Below are 22,491 nucleotides of genomic sequence, written 5' to 3'. Positions count from 1 at the left end.
CGAAAGGTGCGGCACACTTGATGTGTGCGGTCCCCGCGGGGGCGGGGTCGCTGCGCTGGGCCGAAGGGAGGGTGAGGATGTCTGATGAGACGCCTTCGCCTCGCCCGTCCGAGCGTCGACGCCGCCCGAATGTGGCCGGCGGTCGCGTGGCGCGTCACGTTGTGAAGGCCAGCCCCGAGGAGGAGGGCGTGCTGTTGCGTCTGGCCCTCGCGCAGGGTGTGACAATCCCGCGCCTTCTCGTGGAGAGCGCGCTTGCGCAGGATGCCGGCGAGACGGCATCCGAGCGGCGCGCAATGATCACGAAGCTGTACGAGCTGCACCGCCTTCTCGCGGCTATCTCGAACAACGTCAACCAGATCGCGAAGGCAACCAACGCCACGCGCGAGCTGCACCCCGAGACGTTCGCGACGCTCACCGCCGTGCGCAAGACCGCGATGCAGATCGACGAGCTGACCGACGAGCTGAGCTTGACGTGATGCCGAACATCACGCGGGGCGATCGCATGTCGGGCCTCGTGACGTATCTCGTCGGTGGCGGTCGCCACAACGAGCACACGGAGCCGCACCTTGTCGCGGGCGACGATGCGCTCATGGCCTGGTACGACGACGCCGAGCTGAGCCGCGATAGCGGCCTGGCGATCGCGCGTCACCTGGACCGCCCGCACAAGCAGCTCGGGGTCGACGTCAAGGGCGGGCACGTCTGGCACGCTTCCCTCTCGCTGCGCGCTGAGGAGGGCATCAAGACCGACGCCGAGTGGAACGCGATTGCCACCGACTTTGTGGCCGCAATGGGGTTCGACGACAACGACGGCACCAAGGCGCCGTGCCGTTGGGTTGCGGTGCGTCACGGCTTGTCAAAGTCCGGTAACGACCACGTGCACATCGCCGTCAACCTCGTCCGCGAGGACGGCACGAAGGCATCCACTCACCTCGACTACGTGCGCGCGCAGAACGCCGCACGAGCGCTCGAAGTGAAACACGGCCTAGAGCTGTTGGAGTCGTTAAAGGGCGAGCGCGCGACGCGCGGCTACAGCCCCGCCGAACAGGCCAAGGTCGAGGAGCGTTCCGCGCTGTTCGCACAGCGGAAGTACGAAGCGCACGCGGAGAAAATCGCCGGGAACGTTACGCCCTGGGACCAGCTTGACCCGCGCGAGCGACAGGCGCGCATCACCGCGGAGATTCGTCTCAATGCACCGCGCAACGACCTCGCCCGTAAGGTCCGCGCGTGCGCGAGTGCGAGCGCCAATGAGGCCGAGTTCGTGCGTCGGCTGCGCCGCTCCGGTGTCGTCGTCCGACCCCGCTACGCGGACGGTCAGACCGACGTCATCACCGGCTACTCGGTGGCAGCGAAGCCCGCACCGGGGGAGCGTCCCATTTGGTACGGCGGCGGTCACATGGGCCGCGACCTCACCCTGCCTCGACTGCGGGCCGAGTGGCCCGACAGCGCGACCGGTGCGATGGATGCCGCGGCCGAGTGGAACGCGGCCAAGCGGAACCAGCGTCCCGTCGCACCGGGACGTGAGACTGTCGAGCCCGACCCCGAGCTGTGGGATCGGTACACCGCCGAGCTGGGCGAGTTGCGCGAGGCGCTGCGCTCGGTTCCGCTCGAGGACCGCGACACGTGGGCGCGCGTCGCACGGCAGACGTCGGGAGCATTCGCGGCGTGGTCGAACGCCGTCGAGGAAGTTCCCGGCGACCTCGCTGCGGCATCCGATGAGCTGGCGAAGTCGGCGCAGACGTACCGCGGCCACGCCAGGCCCCAGAAGGCGGGGCGGGTGTCGGCCGGCGGCGCGGCGATGCTCCTTGCCAGTGCCGTTCGAGGCGGGCAGGGAACCGCTGCGCAAGCCGCCATGCTGCGTCAGCTCATGAACCTCACCCAGGCGGTCTATGACGCCGCCAAGGCCGCGCAGCAAGCACGCCATGCGGAAGCGATCGCCACCGACATTCGCGCCCGTCTCGTGCGCGTGCGCGCGGCCCTGCCGGCGACGGCCACCACGGCGACGGCGACGAAGACCGAACCGCGCCGCATCGACATGTCCGCGGCAATTGACGAGGCCACACGCGAGGCGCTGGACAAGATGAACCGCGCCGAGGAGAACCGTCGCAAGGGAACGACCTCGCCGCTCCCGTCGACGATCGAACCGACCCGACCCCGCACCAGCGCAACCCAGGGGCCCGACCGAGGCCCGGAACGATGAGAGGAGCACGTCATGGCCGATGAGAGCGACGGCATTTCCGAAGCGTTCGAGGGGCAGCTCCGCGTCGCGGCGACCGCCGCCGGCCGCGTAGGCGAAATCATTGCCCGACAGCGCGAGGAAGCTGCTCGACGCGCACAGGTGGTGAGACAGCAGGAGGCGCGCGAGCTGACGTCTCGGATGAACGCCGAACGCCAGAGCGCACGCGCGGAGTACGGCAGCGTCCACCGGAACGACTGGTGGGAGCGCGCGACCCCCGAGCAGATCGGCACGACCCTCGCCACGGCGCGCGCGTGGGCCAACGAAGATCCTGAAGCCGTACGCGCCGAGGCGCACATGCGCGACGAGCTGCGCACCCGCTACGGCGTCGACACCGCCCAGGCCGGCGGCGACCCCCAGGCGGTGCGGGCAGCCGTCGACGCCGAGCTGTTGCGCCGCCAGTCCGAAACGGAACGCCAGCGCGGCACCGGTGAGGAGGCCGAGGCGGCGCTACTGATGCGCAAAACCGACCGCGCCGACCGTCAGGCCAAGGCAGCGGACCAGCGCGCCGAGAACGCTTCTGAGAGCTCTGAGGAGGCACAGTCGCTCGAGCGCGCGGCCGAGTCCGCGCATGCTGAGGCCGGCCCGAAGTACGACTCCGCAGAGCGGCGTGAGAACGACGCGAACCAGCTCGAGGCGAAGGGCATCGACCGGGAGGCCGTGGCCGCGAAGATGCACGCCGACGTCGGCAACGCCAAGCCGGCCACCGAGGCCCTCAAGGGTGCACCCGCGAACGCGGTGAGGGTGAGGTCGGCACGCTCGGCAGCGGCGCGCGTGCAGCGGTCCGAGCTAAGCCGCTGAGCGCCCGTTCCACCAATTGAGACGGGCCAGGCCTGGGCTGGATGCGGTAGTCCGTCGGGCGGATCGTTCCGCGATGTTTCCCGGCGACACCGCAACTAGGTATCGTTCAGCTATGACGCCGCTGTCAAATTGGTCATGCGGCTCGTGTGGTCAGGCGATCGCCGGGCCCACATCAGGAAATGTCGTGTGGAGGTGGGGTGCGGACCTGGTCACGAGATGTTTGCCAACAACTCGGACGCGGCGTCCATCCACCTCCTCCTGGAGCGAGTCTTCATCCGAGCCGGATCAAGCGCCGGATCCATCTGAACTAGGTTCAGGGACCCGAAACGGAAGAGCCGCCGGGCCGTTCAAAGGGCGCTCAGTCCCGTTCTCCCGTCCTCCCGTCCTTGGTGTGACCGCGTCGAGCTGGCCGACCGGCTTGCAGTCGTGGGCGCACTGGGAGAACGCGCCGATTTCGGCGTCGACGAGCATCGGCACGTAGTGATCGAGTACGTCTCGCAGTAGCAAGTGCATATCGGCGGGGTTCGCGGAACTTGCGTGCGCCTGCACGTTCGCGTAGACGTGTTTTGTCAGATAACTGACATAACGGTCGACTACCGGTGGGCTCTCTTCGAGAGTCTGAGAGCCGGGGGAGTGGGCGCCAAGCCGTCTCTTGCGGCGGACTTGACGCGTTTGGCGCCTGCCTTTTTCCAGATCCTGCGCCGAAATTGGTCGCATTCGCTCGGTGTTTCACGCTGCTAAAAGCGCCCAAGCTCGATGGGGCGCTGGAGATCATCGAGCTCCCATGCTGCGCCCATCGACGCCGTCTCGGTCAAGCGCGATTACATTGATCCCGGAGGCCCCCTGATCGATCGGTGGATACGAGGGGGCAGATCAGGAATGCTGCCCAGCGACGGCTTGGAACGTGCTCGGCGTTGAACCGGTGACTCGTTTGATGGCCGCACCGAAGGCACTTGGGCTGGAGTACCCCAACAACATCGCCACCTCCTCCAGCGGCGTCCCCCGACCGAGCAGATAGATCGCGTCTTGTGCCCTGACGGCCGCGACCCAACGAGTGAAGGGGAGACCGGTTTCAAAGCGAAAAACACGCGTGAGGGTCTTAGTCGAAACCCCGAGTGTGCGGGACCAGTCACCGAGGGAGTGTCGATCCCCGGGGTCGTCCCGGAGGGCTTCGACGATGGGCTGCAGCAGCGGCGCCGATGGGATGGTGACGGTGATTTCCCGCGGCGCAGGCTCAATGACATCGAGCACCATTTTTTCGGTGAGTCCCCGCGACGACGCAGATAGTTCCGGGCTGGTCAGCCGCGTGAGGAGCAGACGCAGCAGCGGCGTGATCTGAACCACGGCGACACCCTGCGCCAGCCGAGGTACACGGGTGACATCGAAGTGGTTCGTGCGATATCACGTGCCTGCGGCAGCTGTTGCTGCATGCACCAGTCCGGCGGGAATCCACCCCCCCAAAGTGGGGGTTATCGTCCACACCCGATTGCCCACTGCCACAGTGGAGACGCCACTTTCATTCCACAACAGCTCGTGGGTGGCGTGCGAGTGCGGCGCCCACGCTGTCTCCCGCTCGACTTGTTCATCGAAAGCGGAGACAACCTGCTGTGCGGGCAAGGCCCCGGCCTGATGCACGGGCAGCTTGCGGTGGTCGATGCTTCGGTGAGGACGAAGTGGGCGTGCGCTCTCCGAGATCACGTCGGCCGCCCCCACGCACGCCCTCTCGGACTATGCGGAGCGACCCGGGCAAACATAGGGGTAGTCAACCGCAGCAGGAAGACGCAGGGCAAACCTCTCCGCCGTGTCACCCAGGAACACGCGTGGGTGGCCGAGGGGGTCTTAGCCACCCACGCGTGGGCTTGTGGTCACGGAGCGGGCGTGGCCGTTGCGTCGTCGGCGCTCTCGCCGTCGTTGGTGCCGTCTTCGACACCCTGGTCGTCGGCGGTCTCCTGCCCGGGAACCTCCCCAGCCTCGTCGGCGGTCTCCTGGCCGGGGGTCTCCCCGGCCTGGTCGTCCGCGGTCTCGCCGTCGTTGGTGCCGTCTTCGACGCCCGGGTCGGTGGCCGTGGGAGCCGGCGTTGACACCGACGTGACACTGGCGGACGCAGGCACCGCCATCGCGGCGACTCCTCCGACGCTGAGCAAGACGAGCGTTCCGACACCCAGCCACTTGCGTTTGAGCGCGTTCATGATGCGTTCCTTTCTGCAACCTCGGACGGGGTTGCAAGGACAGGATTCCCGCCGCGTTGTAAGAAACCTCGAAGGATGTTCCCGCGGCACCCGGCGAGGAGTTCTTCGCAGAGTATGAGTGGTTTCTTAGAACGGTGGCGCGAGGGTGCTCGGATGATGAAACGTTCCCGGGGACCTCTTATCGCGGCGCTGTGTTCCCTGGCGGGGGTCTTTGCGCTCATCGTCGTTGTAGGGTTGCTCGCCCGCATGTCGGCGGGCTGGACTGCGACCGAGCTCACCGTTGTCACCGGCGTGAACGGCGTCCATTCCGGATTCTTCGACCTCGTGGCCCATGCCATCAACGTCGGGTTGGGGCCGACCGGCGCGGTCATCGTCCTTGCGGTGGCGCTGGCGATTGTCGCAGCCGTGACCCGGTCGTTCCCCGCGGTGGTCCGCGCCCTCATTCAGGTCACCGTGCCGTGGGCCTTGGCGGATGTGGTGAAGGTCATCGTCCAGCGACCCCGACCGGACAGCGCAGCGCTGCCGTTCCCCACCGGCGTTGACCCGGTGACGTTCAGCTATCCGAGCGGACACACCGCCTTCGCCGCCGCCCTCGCGACGTGGGTGGTACTGAGCACGGCAGGCCGGACGCAGGTCATAGTAAGCATCCTCGGCGCCGTGTTCGTCGTGGCGACGGCGTGGTCACGCATGTATCTGGGAGCGCACTACCCGCTCGATGTGACCGCGTCGATCATCCTTGTCTCGGTGGGATCCCTGGCAGTCTACGAAGTATGCCAACGCGTGCCATGGCTCACCCGGCGTTTACACACCCTCGAGGCGGCGCGGCAATGACTCGGCAACCCCACCACATGACCCTGAAGCGACGGCAGCGAGGAGGACGCCGATGACCACTCCGACAACGGATCGCCCCCGGCTCCTCCTCGTGGAAGACGACGCGCAACTGGGGCCGCTAATGGCGAAAGTCCTCGACGAGGTATACGACGTCACCCTCACGCCCGACGGGGGCGACGCGCTCGACATCGCAGGCACGCACGCCTTCGACGTGATGGTGGTCGACCGCCGCCTTCCCACCGTGGACGGGCTCACCATCGTGGAGACGCTTCGTCGAGCGGGCGCGAGCGTTCCGATGCTCATTCTCACCGCGCTCGGCACCGTCCAGGACAAGGTGCGCGGGCTGGACGCCGGCGCGAACGACTACTTGGTGAAACCGTTCGAGTTCGATGAACTGTTCGCCCGCTTGCGCGCCATTCGTCGCGTCGGCAACGGTGAGGGGCCGTTCGTGCGGATTGGTGAGTGGGAGTTTTACCCGGACTCGCGTGCTGTGTACTCGCCTTACGATGGCCGCACCATCCTCACCGACCGGGAGAGCGCGTTGCTGAAGCTGTTCGCCGTCAACCCCCAGCGCACCTTCACTCGCGACGACATCCTCCGTGCGGTCTTCTCTAAAGATGACACCCCGGGCACAGTCGACACCTACGTGCACTACCTTCGCAAGAAAACCGACCCCGGCATCGTGCAAACCGTCCGCGGACGGGGCTACCGTCTGGGGCTGATGTGATCAACCGCCGGCGTCCCTCCGACGCTGACGCTCAGCTCATCCGGGCGACAGCCCTCCGCGTCGCACTCACCATCACCCTGGCCGTGTCCGTGCTGGTACTGGCGGTCCTGATCGCTGCGTTCTCGGTTGTCTTCACCCAGATCCCACTCGGAGAGCTGCTCAGCCCTCAACGTCACGAGACCGTCGTCGACATTGAAGGCTTAGACATCATCCTCGGCGGCGCGGTCATCGGCGCGTGCGCTATCGCTTCAGCCGGCCTCCTGGGGTGGTTGGTCACCCGCCGAGCGGTCCGCCCCCTTGTCGACGCGTTGCGCCGTCAGCGTCAGTTCGTCGCCGACGCGTCACACGAACTGCGCACCCCCTTGGCAATCCTCGACGCGCGCATCCAGATGCTGCAGCGGGGACTGCCGGACTCCGACCCCCACCACGAGGTCGTCGCCCAGCTGCGCGACGACTCCCGCTCCGTCATCGGCGTTGTCTCCGATCTGCTGGACGCCGTCGAGGTACCCACCGGGTCCGTCACCACACCCGCCTCCCTCGCCGAGGTCACCGACTCCGCAGTCTCGTCGATGTCGATCCTGGCCCGTGAACGCGATGTGCATCTTGTCAGTCGTCCACCCGACGATGACCTCGCCGTCGCGATGCCCGCCGCCAGCTTGCAGCGCAGCGTTGTCGCCCTGCTGGATAACGCCGTCAAGCATTCACCTGCCGGCGCGAAAGTCGTCGTGACGGCTCGCAAGGAGGGCGCTCAAGCCGTCATCGACGTCATCGATGAAGGCCCCGGAATTCAAGGCATCGCGCCCAGTCGCATCTTCGACCGGTTCGCCCGGTCCGCGGATGCTGTGGATGGTGGAGGCTCCAGCCGTACCGGATTCGGTATCGGCCTCTCCCTCGTCCAGGACACCGTCGCCCGCTACGGCGGCACCGCTCAGGTGTCAGCCACCTCTTCCGCCGGCACCACGATCACTCTTCGGGTACCGCTGTTCGCCAGCCGGCGTTAGCCACACGCCTCCTCAGCGCAGCGCGCTCGGCCGCACCGCCACCCGCGAGGTGAGGCGGACCGTCAGCACCGCCGTGATCGTCCCCGAGGCTAGGATCGCCGCCAGCACCACAAGCTGGAAACGGCCCGCCTCAATCGGCGACAATCCGCCGAAGATTGCGCCTACGAACGCGCCCGGCAAGACGACCAGGCCTGTCGTTCGAGTCTGATCGACCGCGGGGATGAGCGCATCGTGCACCGCAATGCGCGCCACATCCCGTACAGCGCGCCGCGGGCCGGCACCGAGCGCGAGCCACGCCTCCACCTCTGACCACCGGTCCAGTCGAGCCTGGGCGAACTGCCGCCCCGCCAGGGTTGCCACGGTCATGGCGTTACCCACCACCATCGCTCCGACTGCAAGGGCGTATCGGGGGGTGAGCTCCACTGCCTCGGAGGAGAACACCACCATCCCCGCCAGGCTGACTCCTGCGCCCATGGCTGCGGCCGTTCGCCAGAAGTCCACCAGGGCCACCCCGGCGCGACGAGCGGACACGGCCACGGCCGCGACGAACATCACAATCAGCGCCCCCGCCACCCACCACGGGTCGGCGATGATGCCCGCCAGCACCAGGCTCAATGCCGCCAGCTGCACGCTCGCACGAAAAAGCGCTCGGGCAGGCCCCCACCACCGTCGAACGCCCGCCACACGCAGAACGACCACCGCCACACCGCCGAGCGCCAGCACGCTCACAAGGGTGCGGAGGAGTAACTCAGAGTCGGTCACCCCCGAAGGTTAGCGACCCCGACACCTCGCTCCCGAGCCGTTCCCCCCATTCTGAGTCGCGTCTTAGAGCCGGATTCGTAGCGTGCTCGCGTGATGACATCGACTCCGTCGCCGGTTCTGCCTCGGCGCAACATGCTTAGCAAGGTGCCCGAGATCACCGTGTGGTTCTGGGTGATCAAGATCCTTTGCACGACGGTGGGTGAGAGCTTCGCCGACTGGATCAACGTGACGTTGGGTGTGGGGCTGGAGGTGACGGCGATCATTTTCACCGCGGTGCTGGTGGGTGTGCTCGCGTGGCAGCTCCTCCTGCGCCGCTACGTGCCGTTCGTCTATTGGCTAACCGTCGTCGTCGTTAGCGTCGCCGGCACCCTGTACACCGACATCCTCACCGACGACCTCGGCATCCCCCTCGCCGCCAGCACCACCGTGTTCGCCATCGTCCTCGCGGTTGTGTTCGGGGTGTGGTGGCGTAGCCAGCGGACCCTGTCCATTCACAGCATCACCACCACCCGGCGAGAACTGTTCTACTGGCTGGCCATCCTGGTCACCTTCGCCCTGGGCACCGCCTCCGGCGACTGGATCCTCGAACTGACCGGGTGGAGCCCCGGGGTGTCGGTTCTCTTGCCCGCGGGACTCATCCTCGCGGTGATCCTCGGGTGGCGCTTGGGCGCGAACGCCGTCCTGTCGTTCTGGCTGGCCTACATCCTCACCCGCCCACTGGGCGCAAACCTGGGCGACTGGATGGGGTTTCCCACCACGGATGGCGGTCTCGGCCTTGGCGTCGGACTGACGAGCATCATCTTCCTCACCGCCATTCTCGCCACCGTCATCTACCTGAGCATCACGCGCGTCGACACCGTCGAGAAAGTGCGGCCCGCCGTCACACCCCCCACCACCCCCACTCGACAGCGCGTCATGCTGGGATACTTCTCGGCCGTTGCGGTGCTTGCTGCGGGAGTTCTGGTGTGGGCGAATACTCAGCCCCACGGCACCGCCGCCGCGAGCAGGGAGGCGCCCGCGGCGAACGTGACCCTCGCCCCCGGGGAATCAGCAACGGCGAACTTCCCGCCCGCGAACATCAGCACCTACCGCACCATCGTGCAGGACACCCTGAGGCTCGTCCAGGCGGGTAACACCGCAGAGGCAGCTACCCGCATCACGGACCTGGAAACCGCGTGGGATCGAGATCAACCCACGTTGGAGCCGCTGGATGGCACCGGTTGGGCAGTCCTCGACGGCCAGATCGACAAAGCCCTCCGAGCCGTGCGCTCCGCCTCGCCTGACCCCACCCTGCAAACCGACGCCTTGAGCACCCTGCTGGAGACCCTGAACTCATGAACACCGCGACACTTCTTGCGGCCGCCACCGCTCCCACCGACCCTCACAACTTCACCGGCATCGTCGGATTCGGTGTCAGCTTGATGCAAGGCATCGGGGAATGGGGCGTAGGAGTGTTCACCTTCCTTGAAACGGTGTTCCCGCCTATCCCCAGCGAACTCATCCTTCCCTTGGCGGGATTCCTCACTCACAACAACGGCATGAATTTTTGGCTGCTGGTGCTCACCAGCACGCTGGGCGCATACCTTGGTGCCGTGGTGCTTTATGCACTCGGCGCCTGGGCTGGTCTTGAGCGTTCCATCCGCTGGCTGGCCCGACTACCCCTCGTAGACCGATCCGACTTCGACCGAGCCGCAGCGTGGTTTTCCCGGCACAGCAGAAGCGCGGTGTTCTTCGGACGACTCGTTCCCGGCGTGCGGAGCCTGATCTCCCTCCCCGCCGGTGCCGAACGGATGAACTTCTGGCGATTCTCGGTGCTCACCGTTGCAGGCAGCGGCATCTGGAATGCACTCCTCATCGGCGGGGGAGTACTCCTTGGCACCCAGTACGACCTCGTCGAGCAGTATTCCAACCTGCTCAGCTACGTCGTCTACGCCGCCATCGTCGGCGGGGTGATCTACCTCGTAATCAGACACTTCCGACGCTCCTCCGCCAAGCGGCACCTCCCAGCCGACGACACCCAGTAAGCCATCACCACGCGGAGCGGAGACACACTATGGACGTAGATAGCCGGCTGATGCTCGAGGTGGTCGTGCCCGTCCACAACGAGCAAGACACCCTTGACGCCTCCATCCGCACGCTCCATCGTTTCCTTTCCTCGACGTACAGCGAGCCGTGGATGATTACCATCGCTGACAACGCCAGCGTCGACTCGACACCGGTCATTAGTGCGATGCTGCAATCCACGCTGCCGGGTGTGCAGTATCTGCGCTTGGAGAAGAAGGGGCGCGGACACGCTCTGAAGATCGCGTGGCTTCTCTCACAGGCGGAAGTGCTCGCGTATGTCGACGCCGACCTGTCGACTGACCTTCGCGCGCTACCGCCGTTGATCGCGCCGCTGACGTCTGGACACTCGGATGTCGCGATCGGCACGCGTCATGCACGTTCGTCTCGGGTCGTGCGCGGACCCAAACGCGAGTTCATCTCTCGCGGGTACAACATGTTGCTGCGTAGAACGATGGGCGTGGAGTTCACAGACGCTCAATGCGGGTTCAAGGCAATCCGCCGCGACATCGCACGTACTGTACTGCCCCACGTGGTGGACAGCGGGTGGTTCTTCGACTCGGAGTTGTTGGTCATCGCCGAGCGTGCGGGCCTTCGTATCCACGAAGTACCGGTGGATTGGGTCGACGACACGCACAGCAGCGTCAATCTCATCCTTACCGCTGTCGAAGACATGCGCGGCATGGTCCGAGTCAGCCGCGACATCGCGACCGGACGTATCCCCGTCACCGCGATCTACACCGAGCTCGGACGCAAGCCTCTCCTTCCCGCTGAGATCCCCTCCTTCGCAGGGCAGGTGATGAGGTTCTTGCTCGTCGGAGGGTTCTCCACCCTCGCCTACGCCCTCCTTTACCTGATTCTCGCGGCGGGGCTCGCCCCGCAACTGTCCAATTTCCTCGCCCTGCTCGTCACCGCCGTAGCCAACACCGCCGCCAACCGCCGGTTCACTTTCGCCGTCCGCGGCGGTCTCGGGCGCACACGCCATCATCTCCAGGGGCTAGTCGTTTTCGGTCTCGCGTGGGCGTTGACCTCGGGTGCGCTTCTTGTATTGCACTCCTCGGCCGCGGACGCCTCCGCTACAGTGGAACTCGTCGTTCTCACCGCCGCCAACCTTGCCGCGACCGCGATGCGATTCACACTGCTGCGCCTGTGGGTGTTTGCTCGCCCCGCCGACCGGACGACCGCTGGCGACAATCAACCCGCAACGACGACAGCCGCGTCATGCGGCCCCTGACACGGGCCCGGATGCCGGATGTCTTCGCCGGCGCAGTGCTGGTCGCGGTCACCGCGACGACATACCTCGTCGGTATCGGAACCACCGGCTGGGCGAACTCCTTTTACTCGGCAGCAGCACAAGCCGGTGCCAACAACTGGACCTCGTTCCTCTACGGCGCATCCGACCCGGGCAACCTCATTACCGTCGACAAACCTCCAGCGAGTATCTGGGTGATGGCTCTCTCCGTGCGCCTGCTGGGGCTGAGCCCCACGGCGGTGCTGTTACCTCAAGCTCTCATCGGAGTGGTCACTGTGCTGGTCGTCTACGCCACAACGCGACGAATCACCCCACCCGGCGCGGCATTGTTCGCCGGGCTCATCACCGCGATGACCCCTGTCTCGGCGCTCATCTTCCGATACAACAACCCCGATGCCCTCCTCACGCTGACGTTGGCTACTGCCCTGTACGGCGTCGTCCGGTCGCTACAGGACGGTCGGCACCGGTGGGTGTTTCTCGCTGGCGCAGCCTTTGGTGTGGGATTTCTCACGAAACAACTGCAGGCGTTCCTGATCCTGCCCGCGGTTGTCTTCGTCGTGCTCTGGGCGGGGCAGGGGACCCTTCGCAGACGCGCATACTCCCTCCTTGTCGCCGCCGGTGGGCTTGTTCTGACGGCCGGATGGTGGGTTGCGATTGTCAGCGTGGTGCCTTCGGGTCAACGCCCGTGGGTGGGAGGCAGCGTCGATGACAGCTTTCTGTCCCTCACCCTGGGGTACAACGGCTTTGGGCGAATCCTCGGCGGCGGCAGTAACCTCGCCGGAGGCAGCCAACCGGGCATTGACCGTCTTCTCGTGGGCTCCTCAGGTGATCTCATCGGATGGATGCTTCCTGGCGCTGCGGTGGTAGCTGCCGGGGCTTTGATCGTGCACTGGCGAAGCTGGCGACGCCCGGATGCCGCCATCGCGAGCCTCGCCCTCATGTCCGCGAGTACCCTTCTCACCGACGCGGGGTTGAGCTTCATGCGGGGGATTTATCACTCCTATTACTCTGTGGCGTTGGTACCCGCGCTGGCTGGCACAATCGCTTTGGGAGCGACCCTGTTGTGGGGAGCTGAGCGAAGACGCCTCGGAAGGACAGTCCTAGCCGCCGCCGTCATTGTGACCGCTACATGGGGCGGCGTGATGCTCATGGGCCACGGCCCCGACCACTTCCTTCTTGCCGTCGCGTTCGCGCTTGCGGGGGTGGTCGTGGCGGCGGTCATCGCACTCGGCGACGTTCGCAGACGCGAACGGGCCACCCTCACCGCGGCAGCGGTGATGCTCCTTGCAGGCCCCATCGCAACGTCCGCGGCGATCATTTCCCAAGGTCACGCGGGTGCCTCAATCACCCCGATCTCGGATCGCAGTGCCGATGCCTCTCCGTCCTACCTCATCGAGCCCGCCCTCTTGGATGCGCTAAGAGCCGACGCGGCGCGGTACCGATGGTCGGTAGCAACCGAGCTCGGTTCGTCCACCGCTGCGCAGTATCAGCTGGCCGCTGGGGTATCCGTCATGCCCATCGGCGGTTACAAACACACCGACCCCACCCCGACGTTGGCGCAGTTCCAAAACCTGGTGGCCCAAGGGAACGTGCACTGGTTCCTCGGGAGCCGGGGCGGGGAGATCTCCGCGTGGGTGAAGACGCACTTCTCCTCCCAGTGGATCGGAGGCGAGATCATCTACGACCTGACGACGCCGCTGACGGATCTCACAGCTCACAGCAACACGACATCCGAGCAGGTACTGACATGAGCGTGCACCTTGAAACGGCGACACCCGCACACACAGCTGCACACCCCCAGCCGGGGCTCTCGTCAGCGCGCGTTCGAGGGTGGGTGCGGCGCCATCCCGTGGCTATCGCGCTGACCGCAGCCATTGCGGTACTCAGTGTCGCCAGCAACATCGTCCCGCAGCTCAGAATCACGCCTCACATCCTCGGCGAGACCGTCACCACGCAGGGGGAGCACTGGCCGAGCACTCTCCTGTCCCTGTTCGCCGTCCCCGGCCCCTTAGCCCTCATCGGCGTGATCCCGCTCGCCCTCGTCGTGTTGGGGTTCGCCGAGCACGCCATGGGCAGCTTGCGCACGTTGCTCAGCTATTGCGTCGGCGGCGTGCTCTCTACCGCAGTAGGCATCGGTACTGGATACCTTGAGGAGCAGTTCGCGGACTTTCTTCCCTTGAATGCGCCGACGGTGAGCACCGTTACGCCGGTTGTCGCCCTCATCTGCACCGCAATGGCCGCCAGTTCATTCTCGAGCGCTCTCTGGCGCCGCCGCGTTCGCCTGTTCGTCGCCACGGGCGCCATTACGGCGTTCCTGTACTCGGGGAGCTCGAACGATCTGTTCTCTCTTGCGGCCGTACCGGTTGGAATGGTCGTCGGGTTTGTCCTGGGCGGCCGACGCCAACCGTTTCGTCTGGTCCGCAGTACCCACCACGAGAAACGTGTTCTGTTGGCGTCGTTAACGCTTGTGACAGCCGTCGGACCGGTGCTGGCCACTCTGGTCGGCTCCGGATCTGGATTGCTCTCCGTCTATGGTTTCCTCTCCCACGACCCGGTGGTCATCGCAGACGGGCGCGCCTGCGCATTCGGCTCAGTGGGCGCCGCATGCCCAGCATCGTTCCGTGCCATCGAGCAACTCCACCCCGCGGCGGGTGTCATCGCCGTGCTGCCCGCGCTTGTGGGCGCATTGGCCGCGTGGGGAATTTTTCGAGGCCGCCGAGCGGCGCTGTGGATTGCTGTCGGGCTGAATGGCTTGTTCTCCGCCGGTATGGCGTTCTTGTTCGTTGTTGTGCAGCCGGAGACGCTGGCCGCCGTCGCCCTCACTCAGGACGTCGAGGCTCAGGAGTACGTGTGGCAGACCCTCATCGGCAGTATCGTCGCGGCCGTCGTGCCCTTGATGACGGCGGTCACCCTGGTGGTGTTTCGTCGGGAGGCACCCGCACGCTCGGCAACACCCGCTCGCCGACGCTTCATCCTCACCCTCGGGGTGGGGGTCGGTGGGGCTTTGCTGATCGGCGCGGCCGGGGCCCTGGTGGATCCATACGGGTTCATGCCGTCGACCCCGGTGTGGGAGATTCTCGGCAGGCTCCCCCTGCGCCTGCTCCCTCCCACACTCGTTCCATCCGACGCTTTGACGTTCGTGCCGGTGTCGGGGTGGGCGCAGGTGAGCTGGTATCTACCGTCTCTGTGGGTGTGGGTGTGCACATCGGTCGGGACAGCCTTCTTCGTTCTCGCCCCCGGTGCGGTGCACGGTGCCGTCAACCGGGAACGCGCTCGCTCCCTGCTGCAGCGGGGCGGGGGCGACAATCTGTCATTCATGGCGACCTGGCCGGGGAACACCTACTGGTTCGCCCCCGACCGCGACGCGGGCTTCGCTTTCCGTGTTCGAGGTGCCGTCGCCGTAACCCTGGGAGGAGCGTTCGGTCCGGACGCGTCGGACCCGTCGGTGGTGACCGGGTTCGTCGAATATTGCGGCGCCCACGGCTGGACGCCGGTCTTTTACAGCGTGATGGACCCCGAAGCGCCGGCGTACGCACAACTCGGGTGGCAGCGCCTGCCCGTTGCGGAAGAGGCCACCCTTGTTCTGACCGAGTGGAGCCTGTCCGGCAAACGCCGTCAAGACATCCGCACCGCAACGAACCGAGCAGCACGCGAGAACGTCACGGCCAGGTGGACGAGCTGGCCGGAACTCACGTTCGCCGAGCACGCGCAGATCCGTGACATCTCGGAAGCATGGGTGGCGGAAAAGAGCCTGCCCGAGATGGAGTTCACCCTCGGTGGTGCGGACGAGCTCACGGATCCCGACGTGCGCCTCATGCTCGCCACCGAAGCCCAGGGACGGATTCAGGCCGTCACCAGTTGGCTGCCGCTCTACGGGCAGGATGGCGTCATAGACGGGTACACCCTCGATTTCATGCGTCGCCGCTCTGACGCCATGAACGGGGTGATGGAGTTCGTGATCGGCAGCGTCGCAACCCGGATGAAGGAGAAGGGGTTCGCGCGCATGAGCTTGTCCGGGTCACCGCTCGCTTCCGTCCCCGACGACGACGGGGACAGCGCTGTGCTCCAACGCCTCCTCGCGCGGTTGGGCGAGGTCATCGAGCCGGGCTACGGCTTCCGCTCGCTGCTCAGCTTCAAACGGAAATTCCAGCCCCGGTTCGACTCCCTCTGGCTGCTGTATCCGGACACAGCCATCCTTCCCGCTGCCGCCGTCGCCGTCGCGCGTAGCTACCTACCGAACCTGACGCTTCCGGCAGCGGTTCGGATGGTGGGGATGTTGCGTAAACCCTCCACATCCCTCTGAGCGCTGCGCCGTGGTCACAACGCGTCCTGCCCGACAGGCAACACGTAGCCCGTACCGCCAACGCCGATGCGCACCTCGCTACCCGTCACGGAAGCGCTGCCGGGGCGCCGCAACAGCCGCGCGGTCACCGCGGCGCCGGAGCCGCGGTCGGTGAGGACCGTGACACGGTCCCACTGTCCTTCGCCCTCAACGCGGACGATGACGGCATTCGGTGTGCCGCTGACGAGGGCCAGTTGTCCTTCACGGAGGAGGACAGACACCCGCCCGGGAGTGGGCGCTGCAGCTGCAGGAGCATGCCGAAGAGGCACTGGGCCGAACGCGGTCGTCGCTGTGGAACCGTCCGTGGTGGCGTCGAGAGACACCACTGCCCCCAGCATTGCCGCGATACGCGCCGTTCGCGGGTAGTCGTGAAGCGTCAGCGGCGCGCCGTACTGCGTCAACGAGCCCGCCTCCAGCACGCCGAGCCGGTCGCCGAAGCTAAGCGCTTCCTGTTGATCATGGGTGACAAGGATGGCGGTGGCACCCACACGTTCCAGGGCCTCCACGACATTTCGACGAGCTTCCGCCCGGAGGTCCGTATCCAGTGCGCTGAACGGCTCATCGAGAACGATGGCGCGCGCCTTCACCGCCAGCGCACGGGCGAGAGCGACGCGCTGCTGCTGCCCCCCCGACAGCTCATGTGGGTAGCGCGTGAGGAGCGTCGTGTCCAAGGAGACAATCTCCGCCCACTCGTGTGCCGTGTGACGCTGTGCTCGGGGCAGACCGAAGGTGATGTTTGCCGCCGCGCTGAGGTGAGGGAAGAGGGCCCCGTCCTGTGGAACATACGCGACCCCCCGGCGGTGCGCCGGTACGCTGCGGGTGCCTGTCACCACCCGTCCGCCCAGCGACACGGTGCCGCGGGACGGGGATACGAGACCGGCGATCACGCGAATCAGGCTGCTCTTACCGCTACCGGAGGGGCCCACGATGGCCGCTCGAGAGCCGTCCTCGATGCTCAAACTAATGCTGTCGAGAATGGTCTGAGCTCCGATGCTGTACGAGAGGTCGGTGACGTCGATTCTCATGCGGTGCGCTTTCGGGCTTGTCGATACATCAGGGCGACAGCGGGGATGCTGATGACGGTGAGGAGGACCGCGTAGGGTGCCGCGTCCACGTATTGCACGGACGTGCTGGCGGACCAGAACTCTGTCGCCAGAGTCCGCGTCCCGTTCGGTGCGAGCAGAAGCGTGGCGGTGAGTTCGCTGGCCATCCCGATACCAGCCAGGGCTGCCCCAGCCAGCACCGAGGGCATGATGGCCGGCGCCGTCACCCGCAGCAAGGTCCGCACGGGACTCTGCCCCAGCGTGCGGGAAGCCTCCTCACGGATGGGTGGGGCCTGAGCCAGGCCGCTGCGGATGCTCACCACCGCCCGGGGGAGAAACAGGATGAGGTAGGCCGCCAGTACGGTGAACACCGTCTGGTACGCCACAGGCAGAACACGAAGGGTGACGGTGACCAGCGCCAGGGCCACGATGATCGAGGGGAAGCTGGACGCGACGAAGTTCGCGCTTTCCAGGACCCGCGTCGCCCTTCCGGGGTAGCGCACGCCCAGCCAGGCCAGAACCAACGCCACCGCCGAGGTGACCGCGGCGCCGGATACGGCCAGGATGACGGTGGTGACGAGGGCGTCGCCAAGCCAACGCTGATCCCACCACGGTCCGCCGAGGAGCCATCGGCCGGTCGTCGCGGTCGGAACGGCTACGGACAAGCTCGCGTACAGCGCCAGCGCGACGGTGAGCAGCACGCCGGCAAGGGGTGCAAGGACGGTGCGCTGCGCCGGGAGCGGGGCGCCGGATCCTGTTCGAGCGAATTTCACTCGGCCCCGGGCGAGGGAGTCGGTGGTGAGCATGAGCAGCGCCAGCACCGCCACGATCGCGCCCATGGCATTGGCGACGGGACCGGCGAACGCGGAACTGTATTGCACCACGATGGCGGTGGTGAACGTCTCGAACCGGATCTGCGCGAAGGCGCCGTACTCCGCAAGAAGATGCAGCCCGACCAGCAGGGCTCCTCCGCTAATGGCGTACCGCAGTTGGGGGATCACCACCGTCCAGAACACACGGGCGTTGGAGTGCCCGAGGGAGCGAGCCACATCCTCCAGGGCAGGGTCGAGCCGGCGCAACGTGGCGAGGGCGGGGAGGTAAACGAGGCCACTGTATGCGAGGACTGCAATGAGGACACCGCCTGCAAGGCCGCCGAAGGCGGGCACGGTGCTAGCCCACGCGTAGCTGACCACGAATGCGGGGATGGCCAGCGGGACGACCTGCAGCACCGACCACACGCGCCGCAACGGGAGGGTCGTGCGCTCCACGAGCCAGGCACCGCCCACCCCGACGCTCACGCACAGCGGCACGGCGATGAGGATGAGGAGGACGGTGTTGGTGAGGAGCTCACCGATGCGTGGACGAAAGAGAAGCTGCCCGAGCGCGTCAGGCCCCGTCGCCATCACGAACCAGCCGACGAACCCCACGGGGATGAGCGTAAAAGCGGTGATCACCGCGACAGCGACGACCAGAAGCAACGGCGCACGCCGCCCAGACCTTCTCAGGGGTGTGGGCGGCGTGCGCTGTGTCGGCGTTGTCAGAGCAGACCCGCCGACGTCATCAGGTCCACGACCTCGGGACCGTTCAAGGTGGAGGGGTCGATGGTCGGGGCGCCCAGACCTGCCAAAGGCGGGAGGGCGGCGTTGGCGGCCACGTCGCTGGCAACGGTGTACTCGAAGCTCGAGCCGGTGCGCAGCACATCCTGACCCGCCTTGGACACGACGTACGCGAGGAAGGCCTGGGCTGCGGGGGCGTTTCTGCTGGATGCCAGCACGCCACCACCGGAGACGCTGACGAATGCGCCGGGGTCCTCGTTGCCAAAGTAGTGCAGCTTGGTGTTGCCGCTGTTCTCGGCGGTTCCTGCCTGGTCGATGTACCAGTAGTAGTGATAGATCACACCCATCGGGATCTGGCCGGCGTTGACGGCCTTCATTACGTTGCTGTTGCCCTGGATGGCGGTGGCGTTCGTCTTCATCCCGGTAAGCCACGTCGCGGCGGCATCGGCGCCTTCGGTAGCCACCACCGCGGAGACAATGGCCTGGAAGTCAGCTCCACCGGGCGAGGCGGCCCACTTGCCTTGCCACTTCGGGTCCTGCAGGTCCATCAAGGACACGGGGAGGTCCGCTTCGCTGATCAGGGACGGGTTGTACACGAGGACGGTCGAGCGCGCCGCGATGCCCGTCCAGTTGCCCGATCCCGCGCGGTACTGCGCGGGGACCACATCGAGGGTGGACTGATCCACGGGGGCGAGGAGGTTGTTCTGGTCAACGAGAGAGACACCCGGGGAGTTCTCGGTGAGGAACACGTCGGCCGGGGACGCTGACCCTTCCTGCACAATCTGATTCGCCAGCTCCGAGTCACTGCCGTTTCGCAGGACAACCTCCACGCCGGTGTCTGCCGTGAACGCGTCCGCCCACGCTTGCGTGAGCTCCTCGTGTTGGGCGTTGTAGACCGTGATGGAGCCTGTCACCTGGCTGCTGTCGTCGGGGGATGCAGCCGAGGGGTTCGTGGGGCTGGCGGAGCAGCCAGCCAGAACGGTCGCGGAGGCTGCGGCGATAACCAACGCACGGGAAAAGCGCTTCATGGGGGTCCAATCGGGCACGCCGCTTCCGCGGCTCAAGCAAGGTATGCCTAACCAAAGTAACGGGGCGGCGGCATCATTTTCAAAATGAGGGCGCCACTCCCGGCGCGTCGCCCATTTCTTAGAAACGTCTTAGTGGTCCCTGCGTTAAATCCGAGGTCAGAGGCAAAACCGGGGCCCTCCGACCTCGTCGCGACGCGGCAACAGAAGACCGCGATGCCGGATCGTTAGTAGCCGGTTCGCCCTCGCGCCCACAGCACGTCACCCACCGAAGGACCGCATGCATATCTTCGAGGTCATCATCCTCGGGCTCGTCCAGGGCCTGACCGAGTTCCTCCCCATCTCCTCCAGCGCGCACCTGCGCATCGTGGGCGAGTTCCTCCCGTCGCAGACCGACCCGGGTGCGACCTTCACCGCCATCACCCAGATCGGCACCGAGCTCGCCGTGCTGATCTACTTCCGCAAGAAGATCGCCCGCGTGATCTCGCGGTGGTTCGGCTCGCTCACCGGCAAGGTGCCGCGCAACGACCCCGACGCCCGCATGGGCTGGCTCGTCATCATCGGCACGATCCCCATCGCCCTGCTGGGCGTGCTGCTGCAGAGCCTCATCCGCGACAACTTCCGGAGCCTGTGGATCACCGCCGTCGTGCTCATCGTCTTCGGCATCCTGCTCGGTCTCGCCGACCACTACGGAAAGCGACGCCGCGACCTCGACGACCTCACCTACCCGCACGGCATCGCCTACGGCTTCGCACAGGCCCTCGCGCTCGTCCCTGGCGTCTCGCGCTCGGGTGCCACCACCACCCTCGGTCGCGCGCTCGGCTACACGCGCACCGCTTCGGCGGAGTACTCGTTCCTGCTCGCCGTCCCCGCCGTCTTCGCCAGCGGGTTTTACGAGCTCTACAAAAGCTCCAGCGAAGGCACCGGTCCGTACAACCTCGTGGAGACGGGCATCGCAACAGTCATGGCGTTTATCGTCGGCTACGTGGTGATTGCGTTCCTTATGCGGTATCTCCGACGCGGCAGCTTCCTGCCGTTCGTGATCTACCGCGTCGCCCTGGGCGTGCTGGTCATGATCCTGCTGACCCTCGGCGTGCTGCCGGCGTACTCTGCCATCACCGGCTGAGACGATCAGTGACTACCAGCGCAAAGGACCAGAACGACTCGGTCGCGGCAATCATTCATATCGCTCGTCGAATTGCCCCTAACCCAAACTGGGGCCAGTCTGTGCGCGCTGCTCCTACCCGCCTCCCGCCGATTCTTCTGGTGACGCCGAACCGTCCTGGGACCCGTGGGTGAGGGCGAACGGTAGGGACTCTCAGTGTCCTCCCTCGCCCACGTAGCGTCGGTCGCATGAACGGGCAGATTAATCGAATGTCGGCAACTCGAGGCGCAACGACGATGGTCGGCGCGGTGATCGTCGGGGCCGTCGGGCTAACCGGCTGCTCATCGTCTCCTGATGCCGCACCGTCGCCGAGCCCGTCGCTTGCGTCAGCGGATGCCGCTGTGTTGGGCGCGGAGTACCGCGATGGGAGGTACGCCGCGCGGGGTGGTATGGGTCGCTGCCGTCACACCAGGACGTGACTCTCACTGTCGCAGACGGGCGAGTCAGCGAGGTGGAGATCACCACACCGGCCGAGAACGACACCTCGCTCGGGTATCAGCAGCGGTTCGCAGAAGCCCTGCCGGCGGACGTGGTCGGGCGTCGCCTGGATGAGATTTCGTTCGACCGGCTGGCGGGTTCCAGCGGCTGCTCGGAGGGGTTCATGAACGCCCTCGCTGACATCCGCGATCAGGCCGCGCTCTGACGGCCTTGTCAGTACTCATGAGAAGGAGAGAAACATGCAGACGGTCACGCTGAACAACGGGGTGGAGATGCCGGTTCTCCGCTTCGGGGTGTTTCTGATCGGCACGAAGGGGCGGAGTGTCGTTCTTGCGGAGGGAACTGATGGAGAGTTCGTCAGCCCGGGCGATGAGCGCTAGCTCGTCATAGCTCCGGTCGCTCATGCGTTTCCGTCCTTCTCGATCACTTCACGAGCCGCGGTCACCGCGGACAATGCTTTGGGCCACCCGGCGTAGAACGCCAGGTGCGTCATGGCTTCGCCGAGCTCTTCCGGGGTGACGCCGTTGGCTAAGGCCCGGGCGGTGTGTCCTTTGAGCTGGTCGATGTTGCCGCCCATGAGGAGGGCCGCCACCGTGATTAGGCTCCGATCGCGGGGGGACAGGCCAGGGCGTTCCCAGATGTCGGCGAAGAGGACGTCGTCGGTGACGGTGGCGAGTTTCGGGGCGAAGTCCCCGACGATGCGTTGCGCGATGCTTTGCTCGGTCATGTCCGGTCTTTTCAGGCGGGGTCGACGGGGGAGGAGTTGAGGTGGTCGACGTGAATGGTGGTTGCCGGTTCGGCGGTCCAGCTTCGTAGCAGGTTTAGCGCGTCGGCCGAGGGCGTGCCCGGTGCGGTGAGGTAGCTGGTGACGCGGATGCCGGGAGCGGAGGGGACCTCGAGCACTTCATACTCGAGAGCGACTTCTCCGACGACGGGGTGGTTGATGGTCTTCACGCCGGTGTTGTGCATGCGAACAGTGTGGTCGGCCCACCAGACACGGAATTCCGGGCTCTGTACCGATAGGCGCCCCACGAGCGCCATGAGCGCGCTGTCGCCGGGGTCGTG

General features: G+C 66.2%; 22 protein-coding genes. 14 read left to right on the top strand and 8 right to left on the bottom strand.

Annotated features, from left to right (window positions below; all coding sequences use genetic code 11):
- The first annotated feature begins 77 nt into the window (after positions 1 to 77).
- The 3 genes from mobC to ABC271_RS17760 are packed head-to-tail and all read left to right on the top strand — an operon-like array spanning position 78 to position 3,034.
- Positions 78 to 476, top strand: a complete 399-nt coding sequence (mobC, locus tag ABC271_RS17770) for a plasmid mobilization relaxosome protein MobC (RefSeq protein ID WP_412926222.1) — start codon at positions 78 to 80, stop codon at positions 474 to 476.
- Complete coding sequence (locus ABC271_RS17765; protein ID WP_412926221.1) at positions 476 to 2,197, top strand: relaxase/mobilization nuclease domain-containing protein; 1,722 nt, start codon at positions 476 to 478, stop codon at positions 2,195 to 2,197. Before mobC ends, ABC271_RS17765 begins: the two co-directional genes overlap by 1 nt.
- Positions 2,198 to 2,209: 12 nt before the next feature.
- Positions 2,210 to 3,034: a hypothetical protein gene (locus ABC271_RS17760; protein ID WP_230006187.1), complete on the top strand. Its 825-nt coding sequence runs from the start codon at positions 2,210 to 2,212 to the stop codon at positions 3,032 to 3,034.
- Between the two features lie 873 nt (positions 3,035 to 3,907).
- Here the strand turns inward: ABC271_RS17760 and ABC271_RS17755 are convergent.
- Together ABC271_RS17755 and ABC271_RS17750 are read right to left on the bottom strand one after the other, a co-directional pair.
- A complete protein-coding gene (locus ABC271_RS17755; protein WP_412926220.1) occupies positions 3,908 to 4,378 on the bottom strand; it encodes a helix-turn-helix domain-containing protein in 471 nt (156 codons plus the stop codon).
- Between the two features lie 521 nt (positions 4,379 to 4,899).
- Complete coding sequence (locus ABC271_RS17750; protein ID WP_230006184.1) at positions 4,900 to 5,223, bottom strand: hypothetical protein; 324 nt, start codon at positions 5,221 to 5,223, stop codon at positions 4,900 to 4,902.
- Positions 5,224 to 5,376: 153 nt separating this feature from the next.
- Here ABC271_RS17750 and ABC271_RS17745 point away from each other — a divergent pair, with 153 nt between their 5' ends.
- The 3 genes from ABC271_RS17745 to ABC271_RS17735 are packed head-to-tail and all read left to right on the top strand — an operon-like array spanning position 5,377 to position 7,782.
- The gene (locus ABC271_RS17745; protein ID WP_230006183.1) at positions 5,377 to 6,054 is read left to right on the top strand and encodes a phosphatase PAP2 family protein; all 678 of its coding nucleotides are present in this window, start codon (positions 5,377 to 5,379) and stop codon (positions 6,052 to 6,054) included.
- A gap of 52 nt (positions 6,055 to 6,106) precedes the next feature.
- Positions 6,107 to 6,781 carry a response regulator transcription factor gene (locus tag ABC271_RS17740; protein ID WP_230006182.1) on the top strand — a complete coding sequence of 225 codons (675 nt, stop codon included), beginning with the start codon at positions 6,107 to 6,109 and terminating at the stop codon, positions 6,779 to 6,781.
- Positions 6,778 to 7,782: a sensor histidine kinase gene (locus ABC271_RS17735; RefSeq protein WP_230006181.1), complete on the top strand. Its 1,005-nt coding sequence runs from the start codon at positions 6,778 to 6,780 to the stop codon at positions 7,780 to 7,782. Before ABC271_RS17740 ends, ABC271_RS17735 begins: the two co-directional genes overlap by 4 nt.
- A gap of 12 nt (positions 7,783 to 7,794) precedes the next feature.
- Here ABC271_RS17735 and ABC271_RS17730 read toward each other — a convergent pair whose 3' ends face one another.
- Positions 7,795 to 8,544 (bottom strand): ABC transporter permease, encoded by a 750-nt coding sequence (locus tag ABC271_RS17730; protein WP_230006180.1) that lies wholly within the window; start codon positions 8,542 to 8,544, stop codon positions 7,795 to 7,797.
- 93 nt (positions 8,545 to 8,637) lie between these two features.
- On the opposite strand from ABC271_RS17730, the gene ABC271_RS17725 reads away from it, so the two are divergent.
- The 5 genes from ABC271_RS17725 (at position 8,638) to ABC271_RS17705 (ending at position 16,160) form a co-directional block, all read left to right on the top strand.
- Complete coding sequence (locus ABC271_RS17725; protein ID WP_412926226.1) at positions 8,638 to 9,882, top strand: COG4705 family protein; 1,245 nt, start codon at positions 8,638 to 8,640, stop codon at positions 9,880 to 9,882.
- On the top strand, positions 9,879 to 10,568 hold the full coding sequence (locus ABC271_RS17720; RefSeq protein ID WP_230007039.1) for a DedA family protein: 690 nt from the start codon (positions 9,879 to 9,881) through the stop codon (positions 10,566 to 10,568). The genes ABC271_RS17725 and ABC271_RS17720 overlap by 4 nt, the downstream gene beginning before the upstream one ends.
- A gap of 50 nt (positions 10,569 to 10,618) precedes the next feature.
- Positions 10,619 to 11,839, top strand: a complete 1,221-nt coding sequence (locus ABC271_RS17715) for a bifunctional glycosyltransferase family 2/GtrA family protein (protein ID WP_412926219.1) — start codon at positions 10,619 to 10,621, stop codon at positions 11,837 to 11,839.
- Positions 11,840 to 11,850: 11 nt separating this feature from the next.
- Positions 11,851 to 13,608, top strand: a complete 1,758-nt coding sequence (locus ABC271_RS17710; RefSeq protein WP_412926218.1) for an ArnT family glycosyltransferase — start codon at positions 11,851 to 11,853, stop codon at positions 13,606 to 13,608.
- 98 nt (positions 13,609 to 13,706) lie between these two features.
- Positions 13,707 to 16,160 carry a bifunctional lysylphosphatidylglycerol flippase/synthetase MprF gene (locus tag ABC271_RS17705; RefSeq protein WP_230007036.1) on the top strand — a complete coding sequence of 818 codons (2,454 nt, stop codon included), beginning with the start codon at positions 13,707 to 13,709 and terminating at the stop codon, positions 16,158 to 16,160.
- A gap of 14 nt (positions 16,161 to 16,174) precedes the next feature.
- On the opposite strand, the gene ABC271_RS17700 is transcribed toward ABC271_RS17705, so the two are convergent.
- The 3 genes from ABC271_RS17700 to ABC271_RS17690 all read right to left on the bottom strand — a co-directional run bounded on the left by ABC271_RS17700 (position 16,175) and on the right by ABC271_RS17690 (position 19,826).
- Complete coding sequence (locus tag ABC271_RS17700; protein ID WP_230007035.1) at positions 16,175 to 17,224, bottom strand: ABC transporter ATP-binding protein; 1,050 nt, start codon at positions 17,222 to 17,224, stop codon at positions 16,175 to 16,177.
- Entirely contained in the window at positions 17,221 to 18,696 is a 1,476-nt protein-coding gene (locus ABC271_RS17695) for an ABC transporter permease (RefSeq protein ID WP_412926217.1), read from the bottom strand. The genes ABC271_RS17700 and ABC271_RS17695 overlap by 4 nt, the downstream gene beginning before the upstream one ends.
- A gap of 83 nt (positions 18,697 to 18,779) precedes the next feature.
- The gene (locus ABC271_RS17690) at positions 18,780 to 19,826 is read right to left on the bottom strand and encodes an iron ABC transporter substrate-binding protein (RefSeq protein ID WP_371206736.1); all 1,047 of its coding nucleotides are present in this window, start codon (positions 19,824 to 19,826) and stop codon (positions 18,780 to 18,782) included.
- 277 nt (positions 19,827 to 20,103) lie between these two features.
- On the opposite strand from ABC271_RS17690, the gene ABC271_RS17685 reads away from it, so the two are divergent.
- The 3 genes from ABC271_RS17685 (at position 20,104) to ABC271_RS17675 (ending at position 21,806) form a co-directional block, all read left to right on the top strand.
- A complete protein-coding gene (locus tag ABC271_RS17685) occupies positions 20,104 to 20,949 on the top strand; it encodes an undecaprenyl-diphosphate phosphatase (RefSeq protein WP_230007015.1) in 846 nt (281 codons plus the stop codon).
- Positions 20,950 to 21,403: 454 nt separating this feature from the next.
- Positions 21,404 to 21,631, top strand: a complete 228-nt coding sequence (locus tag ABC271_RS17680; RefSeq protein WP_412926216.1) for a hypothetical protein — start codon at positions 21,404 to 21,406, stop codon at positions 21,629 to 21,631.
- Positions 21,632 to 21,665: 34 nt separating this feature from the next.
- Positions 21,666 to 21,806 (top strand): hypothetical protein, encoded by a 141-nt coding sequence (locus ABC271_RS17675; RefSeq protein ID WP_412926215.1) that lies wholly within the window; start codon positions 21,666 to 21,668, stop codon positions 21,804 to 21,806.
- A gap of 20 nt (positions 21,807 to 21,826) precedes the next feature.
- Here the strand turns inward: ABC271_RS17675 and ABC271_RS17670 are convergent, their stop codons facing one another.
- The gene (locus ABC271_RS17670) at positions 21,827 to 22,153 is read right to left on the bottom strand and encodes a carboxymuconolactone decarboxylase family protein (protein ID WP_412926214.1); all 327 of its coding nucleotides are present in this window, start codon (positions 22,151 to 22,153) and stop codon (positions 21,827 to 21,829) included.
- Positions 22,154 to 22,164: 11 nt separating this feature from the next.
- Positions 22,165 to 22,467, bottom strand: coding sequence for an MmyB family transcriptional regulator (locus tag ABC271_RS17665; RefSeq protein WP_412926213.1), 303 nt, complete (start codon positions 22,465 to 22,467; stop codon positions 22,165 to 22,167).
- Positions 22,468 to 22,491: the final 24 nt, after the last annotated feature.

This window comes from Microbacterium canaveralium (assembly GCF_047238045.1).
Lineage (GTDB): Bacteria > Actinomycetota > Actinomycetes > Actinomycetales > Microbacteriaceae > Microbacterium.
This window is presented reverse-complemented; position numbering and strand designations above follow the sequence as displayed.

Bases quoted from the DNA above. Each gene is read 5' to 3' on its own strand.
- mobC (WP_412926222.1), top strand. From the start codon at position 78: ATGTCTGATGAGACGCCTTCGCCTCGCCCGTCCGAGCGTCGACGCCGC.
- ABC271_RS17765 (WP_412926221.1), top strand. From the start codon at position 476: ATGCCGAACATCACGCGGGGCGATCGCATGTCGGGCCTCGTGACGTAT.
- ABC271_RS17760 (WP_230006187.1), top strand. From the start codon at position 2,210: ATGGCCGATGAGAGCGACGGCATTTCCGAAGCGTTCGAGGGGCAGCTC.
- ABC271_RS17750 (WP_230006184.1), bottom strand. From the start codon at position 5,223: ATGAACGCGCTCAAACGCAAGTGGCTGGGTGTCGGAACGCTCGTCTTG.
- ABC271_RS17745 (WP_230006183.1), top strand. From the start codon at position 5,377: ATGATGAAACGTTCCCGGGGACCTCTTATCGCGGCGCTGTGTTCCCTG.
- ABC271_RS17740 (WP_230006182.1), top strand. From the start codon at position 6,107: ATGACCACTCCGACAACGGATCGCCCCCGGCTCCTCCTCGTGGAAGAC.
- ABC271_RS17725 (WP_412926226.1), top strand. From the start codon at position 8,638: ATGACATCGACTCCGTCGCCGGTTCTGCCTCGGCGCAACATGCTTAGC.
- ABC271_RS17720 (WP_230007039.1), top strand. From the start codon at position 9,879: ATGAACACCGCGACACTTCTTGCGGCCGCCACCGCTCCCACCGACCCT.
- ABC271_RS17715 (WP_412926219.1), top strand. From the start codon at position 10,619: ATGCTCGAGGTGGTCGTGCCCGTCCACAACGAGCAAGACACCCTTGAC.
- ABC271_RS17710 (WP_412926218.1), top strand. From the start codon at position 11,851: ATGCCGGATGTCTTCGCCGGCGCAGTGCTGGTCGCGGTCACCGCGACG.
- ABC271_RS17700 (WP_230007035.1), bottom strand. From the start codon at position 17,224: ATGAGAATCGACGTCACCGACCTCTCGTACAGCATCGGAGCTCAGACC.
- ABC271_RS17690 (WP_371206736.1), bottom strand. From the start codon at position 19,826: ATGAAGCGCTTTTCCCGTGCGTTGGTTATCGCCGCAGCCTCCGCGACC.
- ABC271_RS17685 (WP_230007015.1), top strand. From the start codon at position 20,104: ATGCATATCTTCGAGGTCATCATCCTCGGGCTCGTCCAGGGCCTGACC.
- ABC271_RS17675 (WP_412926215.1), top strand. From the start codon at position 21,666: ATGCAGACGGTCACGCTGAACAACGGGGTGGAGATGCCGGTTCTCCGC.
- ABC271_RS17670 (WP_412926214.1), bottom strand. From the start codon at position 22,153: ATGACCGAGCAAAGCATCGCGCAACGCATCGTCGGGGACTTCGCCCCG.
- ABC271_RS17665 (WP_412926213.1), bottom strand. From the start codon at position 22,467: ATGGCGCTCGTGGGGCGCCTATCGGTACAGAGCCCGGAATTCCGTGTC.